Origin of the sequence: Pontibacter harenae (assembly GCF_020907245.1) — a bacterium.
GTDB classification, from domain to species: Bacteria; Bacteroidota; Bacteroidia; order Cytophagales; family Hymenobacteraceae; genus Pontibacter; species Pontibacter harenae.
Window position 1 is genome coordinate 1 of record NZ_JAJJWH010000060.1, and the last position, 17,541, is coordinate 17,541.

Genomic DNA, 17,541 nt, shown 5'->3' on the forward strand with positions numbered 1-17,541 from the left:
AAGGTTAAGTTTAAGTGTAAACCTATTTCAGGACGAGACAGACGCGGCGTAGCAAGGGTTTTGTTTACACAATGTTGCACTAAACCTTCGGTAGTAGTTTTAAGAAAGCAGCCGGATAAGAGTTACCTTTTGGTTCACATTTAACTCTTACATAAAGATGAAAAAAAAGAGCCTACCCTCATCCAGACTGCCTGCTCTAATGTAGCAGGATTTAGCGAGCTTTACGAGAAGTTCCGCCAGAAAATCACCGTCGCCGGCCGCGGCCAGAGACACTTCAAAATTACGCCCACCACCTGGCCAAGCAGGCGCTTCACTTCAACCGCCTGCCCACACAACTGGACCCCGACCAGGTCAACGACTACCTCTACCTGGTCAAGCAGGAGCACCCCACCGCCTCCGACTCCTACTTCAAGTTCACCGTCTACTCTCTGCGCTTAGTCTTCCGCATGGAGGGCCTCAAGGACAAGCGCATCGAACTGCCCAGCATCAAGGGCGAGAAAACCCTGCCAGTTGTCCTGAGCAAGCCCGAGATGCGGCGCCTGCTAAAGGTACCCGCCCTTCTAAAGCACCGCGTGCTGCTGGGCCTGCTCTACGGCTGCGGGCTGCGCTGCTTTGAGGCACGTAACCTCCACCTCTCCGATCTGGACTTTGACCGGCGGATGCTCCACGTGCGCAAAGGCAAGGGCAAGAAAGACCGCTACCTATCCCTGAGCGAGCTGCTCATCCGCGGGCTGCGCAGCTACATTGACGCCGAGGCACCGCAAGGGTGGCTCTTCAACGGAAGGCCCGAGGGCCTGGCGGGCGGCGACTTTGACTGCCGCTATTCGCAAAGGGGCGTGCAGTGGGTGGTCAAGCAGGCAGCCCGCCAAGCAGGCATCCAAAAGCAGGTGACCGTTCACACGCTGCGCCACACTTTCGCCACCCACCTTCTGGAGGACGGCCTGGACAACGTCTCCATCAAGGACCTGCTGGGCCATGAGAGCATTCAGACGACGATGGTCTATCTGCACGTGGCCTGGTCCGGGAGCAGGAAGCCTTTCTCCCCGCTGGACACGCTCTACTATTAGTGCGGGCCGGACACGAGGTGGCCGACGTCTTGAGACAGCACTGGCCGCAGGTGGAGTCCTGTGCTGCTATCAATTCCTGGCAGCTGCGCACCTTAGGCGCCATCATGCGCTGCCGCACCCAAGCTATGGGAGGCCACGTGGACGCCTGCTCGGGCTGCGGACAAGTCAAGGTCAGCTACAACTCCTGCCTCAACCGCCACTGCCCCAAGTGCCAGGGCCGCAAGCGGGAGGAGTGGATACAGGCCCGGGAGGCAGAGCTTTTGCCCGTGCCCTACTTCCACGTGGTCTTCACCCTGCCAGACACTCTCAACCAGCTGGCTCTCCACCGGCCAAAGGCTATCTATGACACGCTCTTTGAGGCCGCCTGGTAGACGCTGCTCACCTTCGCCACCGATTCCAAGCACCTGGGCGCACGCCCCGGCATGGTGGCCGTGCTCCACACCTGGGGACAGGCCCTCTCGCTGCACCCCCACCTGCACTGCATCGTGCCCGGCGGAGGGCTCACAGAGCACGGCAAGTGGAAAGCGGCCCGCAGCAGGGGAAAGTACCTCTTCCCCGTCAGGGCCATGAGCCGCGTGTTCAGGGCAAAGTACGTGGAGAAGCTAAAGGATAAGCTGCCAGAGGTGGGCAAGGGACTGGTGAACGCGCTGTTCCAAAAGGAGTGGGTGGTGTACGCCAAGCGCCCCTTCTCCGGGCCCGAGTGCGTGGTGGAGTACCTGGGCCGCTACACCCATAAGATTGCCATCTCCAACCACAGGATAGAGGAGTCGGACGGTAAGACGGTCACCTTTTCCTACAAGCACTATTGGCAGGGGGCACGGAAGCTGGAAATGCGGCTGGAGGGCAGGGAGTTCATCCGCAGGTTTGCCATGCACATCCTGCCGAAGGGCTTTGTCAGGATACGCCACTACGGCATACTCAGCGGCACCAGCAAGGCTGCGGCAATACCTGCCATCAGGGAGCAACTGCCACAGGAAAAGAAACCGAAAGCAAAGGTGCGGGAGCTGAAGGAGTACAACCCGCTCCTGTGTCCCTGCTGCAGAAAGGAGACGATGGTCACCCTGCAGGTACTGCCAAAGAGAGGGCCGCCGCAGGACATCAGGATAGGCAGGCGGTACAGAGATTACGAGAAGGGACTATAAAAAAAGCCACCCTTAAAGGTGGCCTGGCGCAGCTGTGCCCACTGCAAAGAAAAAGCCATAAAATGAGGAGTAAAACAAACAGGCAAAATAGCCTAAACCACCTCCCGCTACCCCGCTGGCGCCACATCAGGTAAGTACCCGGCTACAGGAAAGCCACCGTAAAAGCATCAGAGGCAAACACCTTCCGACTTAAAACCCATAACGCGTCGCACGGTTCCGTGCAACCACGGCTTCATTGTGGGCACTCCGTACCCAACGAAGCCTTAGTTGTTAGAGGACGTTTTTCTTTCAATATTCCTGAATCAGTACGTTTGTCGGAATATTCAGCTTTTTATGAAGGTTCCTTATCATTTCTAGCGTAAGTTTTCTTTTCTTGTTTAACACCTCACTTACCCTGCTCTTGAAGCCCAGAACTTCTGCCAAGTCTTTCTGCTTTATCCCAAGCTGCTCCATTCTGAACTTTACCGCCTCAATCGGGTCTGGTGCTTCAATCGGGAAATGCTCCTTCTCATAGGAGTCAATCAAAAAAGAAAGCACCTCCAGTTCATCTCCTTCCTGCGTGTTTGGCTCTGCGTCAAATATATCTTCTAGCCTTTGAAGCGCTAATTCGTAATCTTCCTCTGTTTTTATAAGCTTTATATTCATTTCTTTTTAAATTTTAGTAGCGTCAACTTTATTGTATTCGGCGTGCGTACCAATGAGCCGAATCCACACGATGCCATACTTGTAGTTGATTCTTACAATTAACCTGTAGTTATTTCCTCTGATGTTGAAGACCGTTCTGTTGTCCTCCAATATGCTAGCTGTAGGATAGTCTTTCTTTATGTCGTTCGGGGACTTCCAAGTTGCTTGCTCTGCCTCATTATACCAGGCCTTTAGCTGCTGCTCACTATCAGCATGCTTTTCCCAGAAACCCCGCAGTGTTCGTTTTGCTATTACTCTCACTTTTTAATTTTATAACTCAAATATAAAAAACAAAGTTACCATATCGGTAACTTTAAGTGAGAATTTTATTTTAAATGCTCTCTAACTAGCGGATATGCATAAACATACACTTATCTGCACTAAGTACGGAGCCATATAGCCTGCTCTTTTTTCAATTTGTATGCCATTGGGGTGGTATCTCGAATTTTTCTCCGCTGCTTTTCAGTGATTAAATATAAGCAATTATGAAGAAACATCAGTTAATTTTCCTATTTGGGCGCGACATGATAGAAAACTCGAATGTAGGGCAGAATTACTGTGGCCTTGGCTATATACTAATTGAACCATACAGGCCGAAAGCGGCAGCAAGAGGAAAGGAGCAAGTATCTCTGTTTATAGAACACGAAAGCTTTAACCGAATTTAAACGGATGTACTCGAGTGAAAATACGGCTGCGGCCTCTCTTATGATGATTGAGAGTAAAACTCTAGCAGATTCTTGAATGGACGAGAGTAGCATGTACAGGTCTATCGCAACTGCCTTGTTTCGGTTCGGAAATATATGTTTTAGGTTTGATTATGTTTGCTCTCGTCTTTAAACATGAGAATATAGAAGCGTGATACAGCTAAAACACCCTTACAATATCTAATAGAATCTGCTTCTGAGGCAGTATAATAAGATGTTTTGTGCAGTCACGTCAGACAGCTCCTGGTTTGAAAGTGTTTAATGGAGCCCTGACGTGTAAAGCTAACTGCTGGAACGAGCTTACTACAAGGTTAGCTATAGATTTTAACTATAAATGCATGCGAGATGCTGGTAAACTCCGCACAACAAAAAGCGATAGATAATATTATTGTTGCTGCTGTTGTTGTTGTTTTTGCATTAGCTCCAGGTTTCGGCGGTAGCTGTTCCCCTTAAAATCGGCGATAGGTTCAGGATCTTTCTGCTGAAATTCTGGTTTAATTGTTTCGGACTGGCCGTTATCATAACTGACAATTACCTGTACAGTCAGTTTATGTTTTGATGGGCCTTTGTATACACCTTTTACAGGGGAGCAATCATTGAAACTCCTGCCTACTGCTAACTTCACATACGTTTCATTCGCAATGCAATTGTTTGTAGGGTCAAGACCCAGCCAGCCATAAGAGGGTAGGTAAGCTTCTACCCAGGCGTGGGTTGCTCCTTCGCCTCTTATTCCATTTTTATTCGGGCAGATATAGCCACTCACATACTTGGCTGGTATATCGGCCATACGTAGCATTTGTGCAAGAATATGAGCAAAGTCTTGGCAAACGCCTGCCTTGAGCTGCCATATTTCATTCAGCTGGGTTTGCACTGTCGTAACTCCCTGTATATAACTGAACTTTTCGTATATAAAACTACAAAAGTTAAGCGCAGTTCTGTAAGGGGTAATATCTGGTTTAATGTGGCCCCCCATGTTCTCCCGAAGCTCTGGCAAGCTGTCAAATGTTTCCCATTTCAAATAATCAATGTAAGGTACCTGAAAACGGAGATCTTTTATCTCTTTCCATTGCTGTTCCGGATAAGCGGTTTCATCATTCGGCAGTTCCTTTGCAAAAGTGGCTACTGTTAGTTCAGAGTATATCTCCAGCTCCTTGTGGCGTTCACTGTAGGTGAAAAAACCAACCTGATTGCCGTAGTAATCAATAAAGGTATCTACTTTAGGGTTGCCAGAGATTCTCAGGTCATGCTTTACTACCTTCTGATGCTCATCCTGCCAGGGGTACAGGATGATATGGTTGACGCTATCCCTTACCAAGGCCTCATACGTATATTTTGTGATATGCTTTATATTGAATTCTGGCATGGTTGATATCTAAGATAAATTAAAACATGTTTGATTAATGGCATTACCAATACTGTAGAGTTCGGTCTTGATCTCTGCCAAATAAATATGAAGGTCGCCCTTTTTCATCCCCTTTGTTGAGCTGTATTTTACTTTACTTTGCAGCCTTCCTATAAGAAAAACCAAGTTGGCAGCATTATAGATTTGCCCGTCTTCTTTCAGTCGCTCGAAATACCTGTTTAGGTGGTTCAGTGAGTAGATGACTGATCGGGGGAATTCCTTGTTCAGCACCACCTGTTCCAGCACGTTTTCCGCTTCAAAACCCTGCCTATAAGTTTTAAGGTACAGTTCGTATCCGCCTATGGATAGCAACAAATGTTTCCAATAAGTAGCATTGGTCAGAAGGTCAGGGTTATGATCTACCGACCCAAATTTACTATCCAATATGTTCACAGACTGGATACTGCGCTCAAGGTATTTTCCTATCCGCATAAAACTGCTTCCCTCGTTGCGGGGCATGGTAATTTCTGTGGTGCCGTAAAAAAGCATCCCTTGCTTTATAAGAATATCTAACACAGAGATGGGATCCTCTTTTTGAAGCATGGCGTTTAACTTCGGATCTTTGACGGTGTGATAGTACTCATTCAGGCATTGCCACACATCCTTGGTGATATGGTCCTGCACACTTCTGGCGTTTTCGCGCACCTGGGTAACAATATTTATAATTGAATTGGGGTTTCTCTTTTCTGTGACCATATACAGCAGTACTTCACGGCTGTTAAATTCACTACCATTAAACCCAGCCCAGTTGGGACCACAAAAAATACGGATGACTGGGCTCCAGGAAAATTCTGAGACGGCGTCCTGAGACGCAGCATAGTTTATCTTAAGCATGCGCAGCATACCGTCTGTTCTTTCAATGTAACGGCTGATCCAGTACAAACTTTCTGCAACTCTGCTTAACATATCAGTTCTGTTATATTAATTACCTAAAGAAATTTAAAATTAAGATAGCACCCAAGTATCTTTACTACCGCCGCCCTGCGAACTATTTACAACCAAAGATCCCTCTTTTAAGGCTACCCTTGTCAGTCCACCAGGTATAATATCGATCCCGTTAGGGCCGCACAAAGCAAAGGGCCTGAAATCAACCCTTCTGGGCTGCAGCTCGCCCTGCATATAACAGGGTGCTGAAGAAAGGCTGATGGTAGGCTGTGCGATGAACTGCCTTGGGTCCTTCATGATCTCAAGTTTATACGCTTCAATTTCCTCTGGTGAGGAAGCATGCCCCATGAGCATACCATAGCCTCCGCTGCCATTCGTTTGTTTCACCACCATACGGGATATATTATCAAACACATAGGCTCTTTCCTCCGGGTTGCCTAACTGGTAAGTAGGTACATTCTTCAGGAGCGGCTCTTCGTTCAGGTAGTATTTAATCATGTCCGGCACATACACATAAATAGCCTTGTCGTCTGCCACACCGTTTCCTATGGCATTCACAATTGTCACGTTGCCGTTCCTGTAAGCATTCATTAAACCAGCTACACCCAGTAAGCTTTTGGAGTTGAACACCAACGGATCAAGGTATTCATCATCTACCCTGCGGTAGATCACGTCTACCTGCTGCAGGCCAGCCGTTGTCCGCATGTATACTTTCTGATTATCAACAATCAAATCTGGTCCTTCCACCAGTTCAATCCCCATTAAACGGGCAAGGGTGGTGTGCTCAAAATAGGCAGAGTTAAAGCTGCCTGGGCTTAGCAACACGATGGTAGGGTCAGCAACCTGCCTTGGCGACAGCGCCCGCAGATTATTATAGAGCACATCTGGGTATTCTGTCACACTCCTGACTTTGCACTGCGGCAAAAGGTCAGGGAAAAGACGCTTCGTTATTTCGCGGTTTTCCAGCATATAGCTTACACCAGAAGGAGTACGCACATTATCCTCCAATATATAATAAGTACCATCATTGTCCCTGATCAGGTCTATGCCAGCTATATGAATGTAGATATCGTGCGGGACCTTGATATGGCACATCTCCCTGAGAAAATGAGGACAGGAGTAAATAATATCAATCGGAACTATGCCATCTTTGATGATGAATTGGTCGCTGTACACATCCTTTAGAAACAGGTTTAAAGCTGTTACGCGTTGCTTTATTCCCTTTTCTATAAATTCCCATTCATCAGATTTGATAATTCTAGGAACAATATCGAAAGGAAAAATTTTTTCTATACCTTCCCCGCTGTTATACACCGTAAACGTGATACCTTGGCTCATGAAAAGAGATTTTGACAGCTCCTCTTTTTTATTGAGTTCGTCTATAGATTCCTGGCTCAGGTAATCCATAACGGTTTTATATTCCGTTCGTATCTGTTGCGATTGATCAAACATTTCATCCCAAGTATTAGCTGGGGGATTATAACCTTTTGAGTATCCTTTATCAATCATTTTTTAACCATAGGGTGAAACGGTTTGACAACACTGCTATGTAACAATAAAACTTATAGCTGAAATAATTTTCACAATTTACAATAAATACATTTATTTTCGAATAATTTCGTAATAAATAATGCGCTCTTTGTATAAAATTCATACTTAAGCCATTCTTACATTAATATAATAAAAGCATAGCCGTTTTATGACGTACTGTTTAGGAATAAAGGTTAAAGAGGGCCTTGTAGCTATAGCTGACACAAGGATTACGTCAGGCTCTGACACAACTGAAAAAAAGAAAATACACATACAGCAACGAGATAATTACTCGCTCTTTGTTATGACCAGCGGGCTTCGCTCCATACGGGATAAAGCTGTTTTATACTTCCAGGAGCGAATAGATGAAGGCGTTGAGCACAATAAACTTTATAAGGCAGTAAATGATTTTGGTGCACAGGTGAGGCGTGTGGCAAAAGAAGATAGAGAAGCGCTGGAACATGCTGGCTTTAGGTTCAATCTGAACACCATTATAGGTGGTCAGTTAAAGGATGACGAGGAACATAAGCTCTTTTTATTGTACCCCGAGGGAAACTGGGTTGAATTAGGTGAGGGAGCGCCTTTTGTGGTCATCGGTAACTCTGGCCATGGAAAAGCTATACTTAACCGAACACTTACCCGCGACTCCAGCATGCACTTGGCTCTAAAGACTGGTTTTCTTTCTTTTGACTCGACGCGGGCAAGTGCCAATGACGTTGATTTTCCGATTGATGTGGTGCTGTACCGTAACAATAGTTTTCAGATGGTTGAACATCGGTACGATAAAAAGGACCTGGAAAGTGTTTCGGAAGGATGGGCAGAGGAGTTGAAAAAAGCTCTTAAAAATATTCCGAATGATTGGATGGATGCAGCCTTCGATAAAATACCTGTACCCAATAACATGACCATATGAAATTTGAAGTAGCAGTAAATATAGCGTATGAGGCAAAATCGGCTTCTACGCTCATTTTGAATGTCCAACCCTACAAGTTTGATGGGCAGTTAGTGATCGAGGAAAACTTTCATGTGAAGCCTGATTTAAAAATGCAGGAGCTTCTTTCTGATACTGGAGAGAAAAGGTTTCAGGTTGTTGAGGTGGCAGAGGCTGGTAATATCTCGATTGGTTATAAAGCTACCGTAGAGAATGAAATAAAGGCTATACCTGCTGAATATCTGGTTGATGTACCTATTCATAAAATGCCTGTAGCAGCCTTGTCTTATCTGAACCCGAGTCGCTACTGCCAGTCAGACAGACTGTATAAGTTTGCGTCAAATAAATTCGGCAACAGGGAGAGCGCCTTTCACAAAGTTATCGCCATCTGCGACTGGATCAATGAGAATGTAGAGTATAGCGGTGGCCACACAGATGCACAGACTTCTGCTTATGATACCATAACGGAACAGATAGGGGTTTGCCGTGATTTTGCGCACCTTGGGGTTGCCTTTTGCCGTGCACTTACCATTCCTGCCCGCTACTTAACGTGCTATGCGTACCAACTTCAACCACCCGACTTTCACGCATGCTTTGAAGCATACTTAGGAGGGTACTGGATTATTTTTGACGCCACAAAGCTTGCTCCCATCAATGGGTTGGTAAAGATAGCGACAGGCCCTGATGCAGCAGACACTGCTTTTGCAAGCATCTTCGGCAACTTAAACTTCCAAAGCCTTGATGTCAGTTCACGGCTACTGAGCGACGAATTCCAGAAAGCTGACTATAGCACAGCTACACAAGGTTATTCTTATATGTAGCCAGTATGTAAACTGGGAGGCACTAAAACCACTTTAAATCAATTAGACATTCTAGATAATAGCCATTCGATGGTCTTCTAAAGCAGTCATAGATTGACTTTCATTTATTGTGGTTTCCACCATTTTGTTGTTGGAGTTGTTCCTGGTATCACTTTCTCCCCCATAATGGGTGTCACAATTTTTATATTATTCTGTGTGGCCAAATCAGCCACCATACCAATGGATTCATCCCAAGGGTGTAACGCTAAGTCAAAGGTCGAGAAATGAATAGGGAATAGGAGCGCTGCATCTATTTCCTGGCAAGCTTTAATTACCTGTTCTGGAAAAAGGTGGGTGTTTGGCCATCCTTTGTTCCAGGCATCTATCTCCATAAAAGCTAAATCAAATGGACCGTACTTTCTGCCAATCTCTTTGAAATGTTCGCCATAGCCCGTATCGCCGCTCCAATACAGGTTTTTCTCTTCTCCTTTAATAACATAGGAAGCCCATAAAGTCTTATTTTTATCGTTATAACTTCTGCCTGAATAATGAACCGTTGGGGTAGCAGTTATATTTAGTGATCCATGGGTTGTAGTTTGATGCCAGGCTAGCTCTGTGACCTTACTTTTGGGAACACCCCAGCCCTCCAGCCTGGCTCCCACGGCTAGCGGCACGATGAACTGTATGTTCTTATCCGCTAAAAACTTAATGGTTTCTGTTTCCAGGTGGTCATAATGATCATGGGTGATGATGACAATATCAATTGCTGGAAGTTCTTCTCTCTGCAAAGGAGATACACTCATTCTTTTGGCAATGATAGGTAAGGGCCCTGCATTTCCGAATACCGGATCGATCAGAATACGGTATCCGTCAAGCTCAATGATAGCTGTGGAATGCCCTAACCAATAAGCAGCATAAGTAGAAGGTACTTCAGGAAAATCACTCTTTGTAAGTACTTGTTTCGGCAGCTCAAACTCTGGGGCATTGGGAGATGTCTTGAAGAACCTTAAAAAACCAGGATTACCACCAGTTGTTTGTTCAGGATTAGAAATTATCTCTTTTGGGCTTATGAATTCATCTTTGGCAGGCGAATAGTAGGAATATTTGGAATATACTCCTTCGCGCTCGTCACTGGATTTTAATTTGCCAATTTGATTATTTACATAGCAACCCGTTACGCCTAAAGCAAGCAGTATGACAATAGCTATAAAGCTTAAACTATATTTCCTTTTCATTCTAAAGTTTATGTGCTAATGAAAAAACTAATTTAGGTTCTGTTTTTCCGCGGATCCTTTTTTCCGTGAATGGAAGAATCCACAGCATCAAAGTGATGAAAATTGAACCTATCTGCAAATTTTTCGCAAAAGTCCACTCCCCGTACAGAATTGCCATGTTTATCTAAGGGTGGAGAATACACCGAAATACCCATTACCCCTGGCACCACCACCATCATTCCGCCCGCAATTCCACTTTTGGCAGGTAACCCTACGCGAAAGGCAAATTCACCTGAATGGTCGTAGGTTCCACTTGATAGCATAAGACTTAAAGTATCTCTCACCGTGTCGTGGCCAAATACTTTTTTCCCAGTAGAAACACATGTTCCATAGTTGGCAAGCGTGGCAGCGGCGTGTGCGAGATCATCAATATTTACTTCTATTGCACAACATTGAAGGTAAAAATCTATCAACACATGTAAATCAATATCTGCTGGAAAAGCACCGCGATCTTTCATAAGATGAGCAAGCGCAAGGTGCTTGTTGGCATCTTTTCGCTCTGCTTGAAACGATGCCTCATTGAAATTTACTTCTTTTCCGCCAGTCATGTTTTTCCATACCTCCATCACATAATCTAATCGCTCCCTTACCTTATGTTCGGGCTTTATAAAAGCTGAGGTCATAATTGCTCCAGAATTGATCAAAGGATTATGTGGTAAATCCCGCTCGTTGAGGACCATGTTTGATTCAAACTTTTCACTTCCTGGTTCCACACCTACATGCTTATGTAGCTTCTCTTTGCCTGTGTCCCGGTGTACAATGGCATAATTTATAGGTTTACAGATAGACTGAATCAAAAAAGTCAAATCATGATCTCCTAGCTGTAACAGCTGCCCGTCTACAGTACAAATAGACACAGCATAGGCAGGCTGCCGATCGGGCTGTGGGTGGGGTAGTATATCCTTCATTTCCCCTTCCAGGTTATGCTTCGTCTCCTCGAAGATAGCTTGAATGTCATTTTGAAAATCTTCAAAATCGGGGATAATTAACTCTCCGGCAAGCGCCTTTTCGAAGAGATGGGATTCTGATTTCTCTAGCAGATTTACAAACTCATTCTTGCTTAGCTTCCTCTTTGTTTCGTCAGAATCAGCCTCCTTTCCTAAGATTTTTTGAACACGAGGATCATTTGATCTGATTCCGCCTCTTTCCATAATTTCCAAAAGCTGGCGAATGGAAATACCATCATTGTCATCGTTGATTAACTTGCTATATAAATTTTCTGCTTTGTTTCTCTCCATATTTATCAGGATTTAGAATTTGATTATTTTCGCTAAAAGAGGCAGGGAAATTTTTCAAATTCCTTCATTACTATACTATTGAGGGTATTGCTAACTGCTTCTGGCTGTGAGGCGGCCCACCTAATAGCACTACTCTTTTTCTTGCGTACAACAGGACCAAGAGTAGTGTATTTTCTTCTCAACTCCTTTGCTAGCGTTTCTTAATGCTGCTTTTCTACGTATGTAGCGAAAGGGAAATAGCTTGTCGATGGCCTTGCATGTTCTCAGGAAGTTGAAGGCGCTTCGTTTTCTCTAAGATCGTGTACTATGCAGTCGACAGCATCTGGAAATGTAGGGCAGACATTATTATCGGGAATTAATTGTGGGATTATACCTCCCTTCCTCAGCATGTGCTCTGGCTGTTTTAGAAGGCCCGTCAGAATAACTTTTATTCCCCTTTCATTCATGGTCAGTAGGGTTTCTTGCAGGGAGTATAATCCTGTTTGGTCAATAAAAGGCACTTCCTCCATACGGTAAACAGCATGACTTACGTCAACAACCCCTTCTGCCATTTTTTGTAACCCAGACGCAAAACCAAAAAACAAAGGCCCCTCAATATGCTTCACCAAAACTTTTCCTTCCAACTCAGCTGGCATATTCCTGTCGTTCCAATGCTGCCCATTGTCATAAGTAGACAATGGTACTAACTGGGTACGCTCCCCAATAGAATCACTCATTTTTTTCATAAAGAAGAGCGACGCCATGATCATTCCTACACCTACTGCAGTGAGCAGATCGAGGAAAACAGTTACCAGCAATACCACAATCATAATAGCTGCATCGGTACGCGGAACCACACGGATGTGCTTCAGTCCACGAAAATCGAGGATACCTAGACCTACTGTAATCAGCAAACCTGCCAGCACTGCTTTCGGTATCAAAGCAGCATAAGTGCCGACAGCTAAGAGAATAATTGCAAGGGTAGCAGAGTGGATAATGCCAGACCATCTTGACGTTCCCCCTGACCTTACATTGACGAGCGTGCGCATGGTGGCACCTGCACCTGGTAACCCGCCAAAGATACCGGCAACTGAATTGCCAATGCCCTGTCCGATCAACTCCCTGTTGCTGTCGTGGCGCGTTTTAGTCACGTTGTCTGCCACTACTGACGTAAGAAGGGAATCGATGGCGCCAAGTGCAGCAAGCGTAATGGCCACACGTATAATTTGTCCGAATAGTGCTGGGTCAATTGTAAAAAGGCTGCCGATCTGCATCTCGGGAAGCCCGGAAGGGATGGTACCAATCACTTCTACATCTTTCTGGAGCACAACGGAAAGAATGGTCACTCCAATAAGTGCCACAAGTGTACCTGGGACTGTCTTAGAAATACGGGGAAACAGGTAAACAATCACTACTGTCAGTGCTGCATATAAGAGTGCCCATACATTTATATTTGAAAATGCAGGCCCAATCTCTCGTATCACATCAATAGTTGTTGGTGGTGATGGCTGGCCTATAGCAGGGAAAAGCTGAAGAAGGATAATGATCACACCGATGCCACTCATGAAGCCCGATATTACTGGGTACGGAATAAAGCGAATTAGTACACCAAGCCGTATGACGCCCATGATCGCCTGTATTATACCAGCAAATATGAAAGTGGCTACAATAGCTCCAGCTACGGCTTCAAGGCTTCCGCCAATTTGGATGAAGCCTGCAATAGCTGCTGTTGCTACAACAGTCATAGGGCCGGTAGGACCGCTGATCTGTGTATAGGTTCCGCCAAGAAGTGCCGATAGTAATCCTAGGATAATGGCACCGTAAAGGCCTGCAGCGGCGCCCAAACCTGACTGAAGTCCAAACGCAAGTGCAAGCGGTAGTGCAACAATACCAGCTGTCAGTCCTCCGAAAATGTCACCTTTCGTAAATGTAAATCCTTTCATAGTTTCGTTGTATGCAGTTAGCGGGAAAGCCCGTCGTACAGTGCCCTCAACATTTCCCAGGAATACACAACAATAAGGGCTTGCTGCTGTGGAGGCTTTCACTATACGTCCAGCCCCGAATCGTTGTTAATCAATATTCCTGTTGTCTATACTTAAACTATAGCCGATGGTTATTCGGCGCACTTCAACAACTGTTGATTATGACTTATAGCAAGTGGAGCGGTCGTTTATTCTACGAAACTTGTAAAGCTCTGCTGGGGGCCCATCTTGAAGAGCAGCAAACCTATTGTAAAAGAGTGCCAGTATCGCCTGTGCCTTTGGAATAATGCTGTTGATGATGACTGAAGCAGGGGACTCATCTTTTCCTTTTCTATTAAATAAACAACTCACTTTTCAACTTGTGCTTCTCAATAAAACTGAACTGTTTTCTGCAGAAGCCTGCAGTTAACGGTAGTGAACTGATAACAAACACTTTTTAAGATGATCCTGGTCATCTATTGGCTTCTGCTAATTATGGAATTTTGTGATGAATTCTATAACAGGGATAAACTGTGAACACAACTGATAGAACACTATTTGCGGGAAAAGCAGCATTAGTAACTGGTACTGCAGCTGGTACCGGGAAAACAACGGCCTTCCTGTATGCACGCTGGGGGCAAAGGTAGTTGTCTCGAATGTGAATGAAGCAGAAGGTAACAACATCAATGAGGAAATGCTCCAAACGTTGGCGCGGTTGCACCCAATTGGTAGGGTAGGAGAACCAGAAGAGGTGGCAGAACTTGTTGTGTGGTTAAGCTCTGATAAAACTTCTATTATAACTGGAGCTTATTATGCAGTTGACGGAGGTTATCTGTCGCAGTAAGAGCTTTGCTTTTTGGGAAAGGTTAATTGGTATTGTTAGGTGTAAGAGGTTGAAAAATATAAAGTTAATTAGGTTATGGAGATAGCAGAAAAAAAGGTAAAACAAAAGCCACTTATGCGTGGCAAGGATTACCAATGGCATGGCTTGCCTGCACATGAAGTGCTGGAATTATTTGAAGTATCGGCGAATGACGGGCTGAACGATGAGACGGTGGCCCAGCAAAGAGAATTATATGGCTACAATGTAATGACACCCAAGAAGCAGCAGAGTGCTTTGGTTCGGTTCTTACTGCAGTTCCACCAGCCACTTATCTACATCCTGCTTGCCGCTACAGTAGTTACGCTTTTCTTGGAGGAGTTCATTGATGCAGCTGTAATTTTCGGTGTAGTGTTCATCAACGCCGTTATTGGATTTGTGCAGGAGTCTAAAGCTCTGGCTGCCATAGATGCCCTGTCAAAAAGTATGACCGCCAGAGCACAGGTGATTAGGAATGGAATAAAACAAAACATTGATGCACAGGAACTGGTGCCAGGCGATATAGTGCTTGTTCAGTCTGGTGATAAATTTCCAGCCGATGTGCGCCTGGTGCAGAGACGGGATTTAAAAGTAGATGAATCGGCCCTAACAGGAGAATCAGTGGCAGTAGAAAAGAATACGATGGCAGTGTCTGTTGATAATGGACTAGGCGACCGCCTGTGCATGGGCTTTTCTTCAACTATAGTTACTTACGGACAAGGTAAGGGAGTTGTGGCTGCTACCGGAGATTTTACTGAGGTTGGTAAAATACAACAAGCTATCTCGAACGCTCAGAATTTGGAAACACCGCTTACCAAAAAGATAAAAGAATTCAGCCATATGCTGCTGTGGGTTATCTTAATTTTATCGTTCGTGGTGTTTGTAGTAGGGTTGCTTCGGGGAGAGGAGATAGGCGATACGTTTATGGTGGCAGTAGCGCTGGCGGTAGGAGCCATACCAGAAGGCCTACCAGTTGCAGTAACTATTATGCTGGCGTTGGGTGTGTCTAAAATGGCGGCACGTAAGGCTATTATCCGTAAACTGGTGGCAGTGGAAACACTTGGCAGCACCAACATAATTTGCTCTGATAAAACAGGTACCCTGACCCAAAACCAGATGACGGTGCAACAGTTAATGGCTGGTGGCAGAACTTACTCGGTAACAGGATTGGGTTATGAACCTATTGGCAAAATACTTGAAGGTGCACAAGCAGCGGAACTAACGTCAAATAAAGCTCTTGGTCAGTGCTTGCAGGCTGGCATGCTTTGCAATGATAGTTCATTGAAAGAAATAGATGGTTATTGGACTGTTGAAGGAGACCCGACAGAGGGTGCCTTGTTGGTTACAGCCAGTAAAGCTGGTTTAAAACCTAAGCAGCTGGAGGAGCTATTCCCAAGAATGGATACCATACCATTTGAATCGGAGTACCAGTACATGGCTACTCTGCACGGGGAGGAGCAACCAGTTATCTACTTGAAAGGATCTGTAGAAGCTGTATTGGTCCGCTGCCATTGGACAATGCTTCCGGATGGAGAGCTTGCTGAGCTGAACAAAGAAGAAATATTGCTGCGAGTAGAGCAGATGGCTGCGGAAGGTTTGCGAGTATTAGCTTTTGCTATGGCTGAAGCCCCAGCCAACATGGAGGCCATAAATCACGAAAATATAGAATCTGGATTTGTCTTTTTAGGTGTGCAGGGTATGATTGACCCTCCTCGCAAAGAGGCAATGGAAGCGGTGAGGCTTTGCCAACTAGCAGGTATAGACGTGAAAATGATTACAGGCGACCATGCTATCACAGCTGCTTCTATTGCAGGGCAGATAGGGTTGAAAGGGGAACAGAAGGATGGCAGATTGGTAGCCCTGACAGGCAAAGAATTGCACCAGCTCGATGATAAGCAGTTGGAAGAAACGGTGGAGCGTGTATCAGTCTTTGCCCGTGTATCGCCAGACCAGAAACTGCGGCTTGTAAAGGCGCTACAGGCTCGTGATAAAGTGGTAGCTATGACGGGCGATGGCGTAAACGACGGCCCAGCGCTGAAACAGGCGAACATAGGTATTGCCATGGGTATAACAGGCACCGATGTAGCCAAAGATGCCTCCGACATGGTGCTCACCGACGATAATTTTTCTTCCATAGAAGGAGCCGTGGAAGAGGGTAGGAGCGTTTTTGACAACCTAACAAAATTCATTGTCTGGACGCTGCCAACTAATCTAGGAGAAGGATTGATAGTACTTGCTGCTGTTATACTGGGTACAAAGTTACCTGTACAGCCGGTGCAGATTCTTTGGGTAAATATGGCATCAGCTATATTGCTTGGCCTAACACTTGCCTTCGAACCAAAAGAGCCAGGTATTATACATCGTCCGCCACGACCAGCTAATGAACCGATCCTTACAAAGGAGTTGATTATGCGAACCCTGCTTGTTGGAACACTGCTCCTGATCGCGTCTTTTGGCCTGTATTCGTACGAACTGGCTCAAGGAGCAACCATACTTCAGGCACAGACAGTAGCAACTACGGCATTAGTAGTACTTGAGGCTTTTTACATGCTTAGCTGCCGATCACTTGTTAGGCCAGTGCAGCAAATAGGCTTTTTTACAAATATGTGGGTGTACTATGGTATAGCAGTCATGTTCTTTTTTCAAGCACTGTTCATTTACGCACCTTTCATGAACATCCTATTTGGGTCTAGTCCGCTGGATACAATGCAAGTACTACGCATATTCGGAGCTGGTCTGATACTGTTGCTCATTGTATCTATAGAAAAGCATCTTAGGTTTAAGGCTAACAGGTCTGATGCAAGTAAAATAGTATAAGTATAAGGCATTATCATTGACCTACACTACATTTTATAGCCAATCTACCTATCAATGTTTTAGGCTGGAACATAAATTGCCATGATTTTTAACTGATGCAGATCACTTCTTTTGCTGTCTCACATCAGTGTTCCTGGCTGATTCCTGCTGTAAATTTATACTTTCCTACATTGAGTGTTAGCAACCAATACTTTTGAAGCCATAAAAGAAAATCAACCATGAAAACCATTTGGTACCTCTATAAAAGTAATGATAAGTTATAGTTTGC

General features: G+C 45.2%; 14 protein-coding genes and 1 pseudogene. 7 read left to right on the forward strand and 8 right to left on the reverse strand.

The features are described 5' to 3' along the window. The first annotated feature begins 446 nt into the window (after positions 1-446). Both LN893_RS18860 and LN893_RS18865 read left to right on the forward strand, forming a co-directional pair. Complete coding sequence (locus LN893_RS18860; protein ID WP_229972813.1) at positions 447-1,067, forward strand: tyrosine-type recombinase/integrase; 621 nt, start codon at positions 447-449, stop codon at positions 1,065-1,067. Then, a pseudogene (locus tag LN893_RS18865) lies at positions 1,067-2,209 on the forward strand (IS91 family transposase). The gene LN893_RS18860 and the pseudogene LN893_RS18865 overlap by 1 nt, the downstream one beginning before the upstream one ends. Positions 2,210-2,497: 288 nt before the next feature. Here LN893_RS18865 and LN893_RS18870 read toward each other — a convergent pair. Further along, complete coding sequence (locus LN893_RS18870; RefSeq protein ID WP_229972814.1) at positions 2,498-2,854, reverse strand: helix-turn-helix domain-containing protein; 357 nt, start codon at positions 2,852-2,854, stop codon at positions 2,498-2,500. A 6-nt stretch (positions 2,855-2,860) separates the two neighbouring features. After that, a complete protein-coding gene (locus tag LN893_RS18875; protein WP_229972815.1) occupies positions 2,861-3,154 on the reverse strand; it encodes a type II toxin-antitoxin system HigB family toxin in 294 nt (97 codons plus the stop codon). Between the two features lie 224 nt (positions 3,155-3,378). Here LN893_RS18875 and LN893_RS18880 point away from each other — a divergent pair, with 224 nt between their 5' ends. Next, positions 3,379-3,558 (forward strand): hypothetical protein, encoded by a 180-nt coding sequence (locus LN893_RS18880; RefSeq protein WP_229972816.1) that lies wholly within the window; start codon positions 3,379-3,381, stop codon positions 3,556-3,558. Positions 3,559-3,982: 424 nt separating this feature from the next. Here the strand turns inward: LN893_RS18880 and LN893_RS18885 are convergent, their stop codons facing one another. From LN893_RS18885 to LN893_RS18895, 3 genes are read right to left on the reverse strand one after another with little or no spacing between them, the layout of a single operon-like run. After that, positions 3,983-4,960: a transglutaminase family protein gene (locus LN893_RS18885; protein WP_229972817.1), complete on the reverse strand. Its 978-nt coding sequence runs from the start codon at positions 4,958-4,960 to the stop codon at positions 3,983-3,985. Positions 4,961-4,969: 9 nt separating this feature from the next. Beyond that, the gene (locus tag LN893_RS18890; protein ID WP_229972818.1) at positions 4,970-5,905 is read right to left on the reverse strand and encodes an alpha-E domain-containing protein; all 936 of its coding nucleotides are present in this window, start codon (positions 5,903-5,905) and stop codon (positions 4,970-4,972) included. Positions 5,906-5,944: 39 nt separating this feature from the next. Further along, positions 5,945-7,393 (reverse strand): circularly permuted type 2 ATP-grasp protein, encoded by a 1,449-nt coding sequence (locus LN893_RS18895; protein ID WP_229972819.1) that lies wholly within the window; start codon positions 7,391-7,393, stop codon positions 5,945-5,947. 190 nt (positions 7,394-7,583) lie between these two features. On the opposite strand from LN893_RS18895, the gene LN893_RS18900 reads away from it, so the two are divergent. After that, positions 7,584-8,327, forward strand: coding sequence for a proteasome-type protease (locus tag LN893_RS18900; RefSeq protein WP_229972820.1), 744 nt, complete (start codon positions 7,584-7,586; stop codon positions 8,325-8,327). Beyond that, positions 8,324-9,166: a transglutaminase-like domain-containing protein gene (locus LN893_RS18905; protein WP_229972822.1), complete on the forward strand. Its 843-nt coding sequence runs from the start codon at positions 8,324-8,326 to the stop codon at positions 9,164-9,166. Before LN893_RS18900 ends, LN893_RS18905 begins: the two co-directional genes overlap by 4 nt. Positions 9,167-9,270: 104 nt before the next feature. Here LN893_RS18905 and LN893_RS18910 read toward each other — a convergent pair whose 3' ends face one another. From LN893_RS18910 to LN893_RS18920, 3 genes are all read right to left on the reverse strand, one after another. After that, complete coding sequence (locus tag LN893_RS18910; protein WP_229972824.1) at positions 9,271-10,380, reverse strand: MBL fold metallo-hydrolase; 1,110 nt, start codon at positions 10,378-10,380, stop codon at positions 9,271-9,273. A 32-nt stretch (positions 10,381-10,412) separates the two neighbouring features. Beyond that, positions 10,413-11,657 (reverse strand): glutaminase A, encoded by a 1,245-nt coding sequence (glsA, locus tag LN893_RS18915; protein WP_229972826.1) that lies wholly within the window; start codon positions 11,655-11,657, stop codon positions 10,413-10,415. A 263-nt stretch (positions 11,658-11,920) separates the two neighbouring features. Beyond that, a complete protein-coding gene (locus LN893_RS18920; RefSeq protein ID WP_229972827.1) occupies positions 11,921-13,579 on the reverse strand; it encodes a SulP family inorganic anion transporter in 1,659 nt (552 codons plus the stop codon). A 676-nt stretch (positions 13,580-14,255) separates the two neighbouring features. On the opposite strand from LN893_RS18920, the gene LN893_RS18925 reads away from it, so the two are divergent. Then, complete coding sequence (locus LN893_RS18925; RefSeq protein ID WP_369427707.1) at positions 14,256-14,441, forward strand: SDR family oxidoreductase; 186 nt, start codon at positions 14,256-14,258, stop codon at positions 14,439-14,441. Positions 14,442-14,516: 75 nt separating this feature from the next. Next, positions 14,517-17,273, forward strand: a complete 2,757-nt coding sequence (locus LN893_RS18930; RefSeq protein WP_229972828.1) for a cation-transporting P-type ATPase — start codon at positions 14,517-14,519, stop codon at positions 17,271-17,273. Positions 17,274-17,541 lie beyond the last annotated feature (268 nt).